The organism is Escherichia sp. MOD1-EC6021 (assembly GCF_002965245.1).
Lineage (GTDB): Bacteria > Pseudomonadota > Gammaproteobacteria > Enterobacterales > Enterobacteriaceae > Escherichia > Escherichia coli_F.
This window is the reverse complement of record NZ_PTRU01000071.1, coordinates 1-5,003: the sequence shown is the minus strand read 5'-3', so window position 1 is coordinate 5,003 and position 5,003 is coordinate 1. Positions and strand designations below refer to the sequence as shown.

The window sequence follows — 5,003 nt, the reverse complement described above, 5'->3', positions numbered from 1 at the left end:
GGTGCAGTTGATGTATCAACACGGTTCAGCAACACCCGATACTTTTTCCAGGCTTCCAGCAATGAGGTTTCTTCCTCCGTTGCGATTTCCAGATCTACAGCATCCTGAAGTGGCGCAATATGCTCACTGGCTACCTGCATCAGGCTGTTTTTTGTTTCTTCCGCCTCTCGGATCCGGAACAGTTTTTCTGCTTCTGCATCTTTCACCCAGGCTGTGCCGTTCCACTTCTGAAACTCCCCTTCCGGCGATAACCAGGTAACATTTTCCGGTAACGGACCGAGTTCAGAAATAAATAACGCGTCCCCTGACGCTACGTCATAAACCGTTTTACCCCGATGGTCTTCAACGAGATGCCACGATGCCTCATCACTGTTGAAAACAGCCACAAAGCCAGCAGGAATATCTGGTGGTGCAATATCGGTACTGTTTGCTGGCAGACCTGTATGAGGCGGAATATATGCGTCACCTTCACCAATAAATTCATTAGTTCCGGCCAGCAGATTATAAATTTTTATGGTCCGTGCTTGTTCACTCATTCTGAATGCCATTATGCAAGCCTCACAATATAGTTAAATGCGATGTTTTTGACAGTGTTTTCCGCGTTACCAGCAGCGTTAACGGTGATGGTGTGTCCATGTGAGCCAATCGCAACCGAGTGCGTATGAGCACCAATACCGACAGTATGTGCGTGTGCACCTGCAGATGCAGCGGTGCCGCTGACACTATGAGTGTGCGCTCCTGCAGCACTTGTATTCACACTGGCCGCAGACACTACCTTATGTACTGACCCATTTTGTGACCACTGGCTGACTGCTGATGCGCCTGTGACACTATGAGTATGGTTTCCGGCACTTGCGGCTGTACCGCTCACACTGTGCGTATGCGCCCCGGTGTTATTCGTGGATTTAGTGCCGTAATCAAACGACGATGTGGTTTTCGTCCCCAAATCCGTACTGGATGCGCTGGCGCTGTGGGTGTGCGATTTAATGCCGTCCTGTTCCTGAGACAATACGGCCCGACCACTGGCAGGTTTGCCCTTAATCGTCCAGCTACGCATATCAGGGATCAGGCCTGACGGATAAGCGGCTGCAAGTTTCGGGTATGCAGATTTGTCAAAAGTCTGCCCCTGCATCAGGGCATAACCAGACGGAACGGTATCTGATGGCCACGGGATTGGTGCACCGACTGGATAAAACTCTGCAGGAGGATGAGCCGAGGTGTAAAGCTGCGCCCACGGCGACCAGTTTGCGTCGGTCGTATCCCGTCGTGAACGAATAAATGCCGGAGCATGAGCACCGCTTGTACCACTCCAGCCGATGAGTAACTCACCTTCGCCAACGGCTGTCATCCCTTTCAGGTGAATGATATTTCCATACGTTGTTGGATATCCGTTGTTATACACCTCGTATAACTCAAGACCTGCTGCCCCCTGCGTATTGTCTGTCAGCGCGGCTACCCGACCTTTTGAAGCCAGATTAACTGATGATACTGCTGTTCCACCTGACGGTAGCGCCCCGATCTCTGATGCCGTTGGCTTATTTCTGGAGTTATAGTCCCTTCGCCAGCCAGGTGAATAATCTGTTCCGTGATTAATATAGGTAAACAGGGCGTTGGTTGTTCCGCCACCGCTGGATGTGGTCGGAGTGGTAATGCGGATCGTCATCGCTGACTTTATCCCCATTACTTCAATGACAGCTCCGGCGAGATGAATATTACCGCAGCCAGTATCAGTAATGATTTTATTATTGCCATAAGACCAGGAACCCTTGCACATCCAGTATGGATGGTTAAATGCTCCCTGAGAATCCAGCCACTCGATAAACTGTGCAGTCGTCCAGTTTCCTGTTGTTGTGCTTACTGACCCACCGAAGGCACGGCAGGCACCAATATTTTTCGTAAAGGTGTCTTTGCCAGGGATATCCGCACCGTTCTGATCTTTCTGCAGACGTTTCTCAGCATTGTCATTGGCTGCTTTTACTGCCTTTGGCGTTGCCGCCAGCGTTTCAGACGTGCTGTTGGTCGTGCTGCTTAGTTGGACTATCCCTTTCTGTGCTGTCGTTGCATCCTGTGCTGTGTATTTCCCGTTAGCCAGGTCATACGCGGCCTTAACTGCTTTTGGCGTTGCCGCCAGTGACTCGGAAGTGCTGTTGGTCGCACTGCTGAGCTGTACTATCCCCTTTTTCGTCGTGCTCGCATCCTCAAGCGCCACGGCGGATGCAATATCCTCTGCCCGTTTTGCCGCTGTCTCAGCGCGCGTTGCTGCAGATTCCGCCGTACTTTTGCTCTGAGCTGCTGCCGTCGCACTACCAGCTGCCTCTGTCGCCTTTGTGGATGCCGTCGTGGCGCTGCCCTTCGCTGCTGACGCCTGTCTGGTCGCCTCATCTTTTGAAGCAGACGCCGATGATGCCGATGACGCCGCCGAACTGGCGGACGATGCCGCTGCCGTTTTTGAGGATTCTGCACGGGTTTCCGACGCTTTCGCGTTCGTTTCGGATGTCTTCGCTGCGGAAGCTGACCTCGCTGCTGCCGTGGCCTGCTCAGTGGCTTCGCCAGCCTTCGTTGTGGCTGTTGAAGCGGATGATGCGGCGCTTTCTGCCGATTTTCCGGCGGCGGTGGCACTGGCTGAGGCCTGCCCGGCACTTGTTGACGCGGCACTGGCAGACGACGCAGCCGCTGTTTTTGAGCCTGCCGCAGCTGAGGCGCTCTGTCCCGCTGCCGTCTCAGAAGACCTGGCGTTCGTCTCGGACGTTTTTGCCGCCTTCGCGGAATTTCCTGCCGCCGTTGCCGAGGAAGCTGCGCTACTGGCGCTCAAGGATGCGTTCGTTTCTGATGATTTCGCTGCCTCTTTTGAGGCCGCCGCATCCCGGGCTGAGGTGGCAGCTTCTGACGCTTTCGTGATCGCGGTGGATGCAGAAGTGGCGGCTGATTGTTCTGACGCTGCGGCATTCGTTTCTGACGTTTTCGCCGCACCGGCACTGGTAGCTGCCACGCTTTTTGAGGACTCTGCAGCGGCAGCACTTTTTGAGGCTTCAGTGGCCTTTGTTGATGCCGTTCCTGCGCTGGAAGACGCTGACTGAGCCGACGAAGCGGCCTGTCCGGCTGACGTGCTGGCTGCACGTGCTGAATCTGCAGCATCAGTCGCATGGGTTGCCGCCTCACGGGCAGATGTGCTGGCATCACTGGCTGACTTCTTCGCGGCTGCCGTGTTCTGTGCCACCACGGACGCGTTACGCGCTACCTCTTCCACCATCAGTTCAAAACGGCGCAGTGCCTCAGGACGGGCATCATCCTCCGTCATGGCACCGAGAAAATCATTCAGCGTACCGGGTCGGGAATCTTCATACACGGTGATGGTCCCGGCATGTGACGGCGGGAATCCTTCCACCAACAGAATAACGCTGTACTGACCGTACTCAACGTCCATGCTGTAACGCCCGGCTTCATCCGGATTTTCTGAGGCCAGCGTGTTCACCACCACCGTGGTGCTGTTACGTTTTGCTTTCAGCTGGATTGTGCAGTTCTGTACCGGTTTTCCTGTGCCGTCTTTCAGTACACCTGAAATCTTTACTGCCATATTCACCCCACAAAAAAGCCCGCCTGAACCGGCGGGCTGTCATAACACTGTGTTACCTGGCTAATCAGAATTTATAACCGACACCCACGATGAAACCGTCAGTGCGCCAGTCACCACTGCCGGAGCCTTCATAAGCAATATCAATGGCCACGGATTCGGTCGGGTTAAACTGCACGCCAGCCCCCCACGCCAGAGACGTGTTGCTGTGGCGACCGTCATCACTTCCGGTCAGCACGTCGTGCGTTTTCCCCTTGTTGTCAGTTACGCGGAGATAATCCCCGGAGAAAGTCGACACACGGCTGTAAGCCACACCCGCCATCGCATACGCGCTGAACCATTCATTCACGCGCACAGACGGCCCCACCATCACGCTGAACCAGCGGTTACGAACGGAATCTTCATGCCAGCGGGTATCGCTGTAACGGGTCAGCTGGCGATTCTTGTCTCCTGCATAGCTGAATGACGTCACCAGCCCCAGTGTGTCCGTAAACTCATAACGGTATTTCACGTTAATCCCGTTCAGATCATCGCTGCCGGGAACGTTCGTCGAGGCATGAAGATACCCCGCGCTCAGCGTGGACTGATGTTCAGACGCCCATGCAGGCGCACCGGATACGGCCAGACAAATGGCTGCGGACAAAATGGCGGCATAAAGTTTACGCATAATTACCTCTCGCTTTTCTGCAATAAAAAAGGCGTCATTTCTGACGCCCGTTATGGGTTATAAAATTCAGCTGATACTGATACCTGCTGTGGATTTCTTCATCACCACAACCAGCAGATCGCTGATACTGGTTGTTGGTGTCCAGTTATTCGCTCCTGATGAAGATACGGTGAATGTCAGTGTCAGTGTCCCCTGTCCGGCAGGCATATCTATAACTGAGGAAAATACGCCCTGAGCATCCGTCGTGGACTGATTAAAAATCTCCTGACCATTGCGGGTCACTCTTAACCGGCAGGTTGAATACCAGTATGACTGTTGGTTATTACTGTTGAAATTCTCATGCTTACCACCGCGGAATAACACTGGCGGTATCATGACCTGCCGGTCAAATTTCTGATCATCACTGATTCTTACCGTGATGGTGCCGCTGGCATAACTGTTCGTGCGGGGGAAAGACTTGCTGACCGTTTTGACAATATCGCCTTCAATCTGGTTGGCTGACAGTTTCCCCTTAATCTGACAGTTCTCATTAATCGTGACGTTGTTGAGCGTCCCTGAGTTCGCATTCACACTGCCACTGATATCCGCATTTTTAGCGGTCAGCTTTCCGTCTGATGTCAGGGAAAATACCGGAGGACTGCCACCGCTGGTAATGGTGGGGGCCGTCAGGCGTTTCAGGAACACGTCGTTCATGAATATCTGGTTGCCCTGCGCCACAAACATCGGCGTTTCATTCCCGTTTGCCGGGTCAATAAACGCGATACG

4 protein-coding genes are annotated in these 5,003 nt (G+C 53.6%); all 4 read right to left on the bottom strand.

The window, feature by feature from the left end:
• Nucleotides 1-548: tail fiber assembly protein (locus tag BEB54_RS27655; protein WP_105282337.1), on the bottom strand; the 548-nt coding region annotated here is incomplete at its 3' end.
• Nucleotides 548-3,574, bottom strand: coding sequence for a phage tail protein (locus tag BEB54_RS27650; protein ID WP_045133724.1), 3,027 nt, complete (start codon nucleotides 3,572-3,574; stop codon nucleotides 548-550). The genes BEB54_RS27655 and BEB54_RS27650, both read right to left, overlap by 1 nt.
• A 64-nt stretch (nucleotides 3,575-3,638) precedes the next feature.
• Nucleotides 3,639-4,238 (bottom strand): Ail/Lom family outer membrane beta-barrel protein, encoded by a 600-nt coding sequence (locus BEB54_RS27645; RefSeq protein WP_001230379.1) that lies wholly within the window; start codon nucleotides 4,236-4,238, stop codon nucleotides 3,639-3,641.
• 66 nt (nucleotides 4,239-4,304) lie between these two features.
• A partial coding sequence (locus BEB54_RS27640) for a phage tail tip domain-containing protein (protein WP_105282336.1) occupies nucleotides 4,305-5,003 on the bottom strand: 699 nt, incomplete at its 5' end.

Coding starts and splice junctions, on each gene's coding strand:
- BEB54_RS27650 (WP_045133724.1), bottom strand. CDS start 3,574: ATGGCAGTAAAGATTTCAGGTGTACTGAAAGACGGCACAGGAAAACCG.
- BEB54_RS27645 (WP_001230379.1), bottom strand. CDS start 4,238: ATGCGTAAACTTTATGCCGCCATTTTGTCCGCAGCCATTTGTCTGGCC.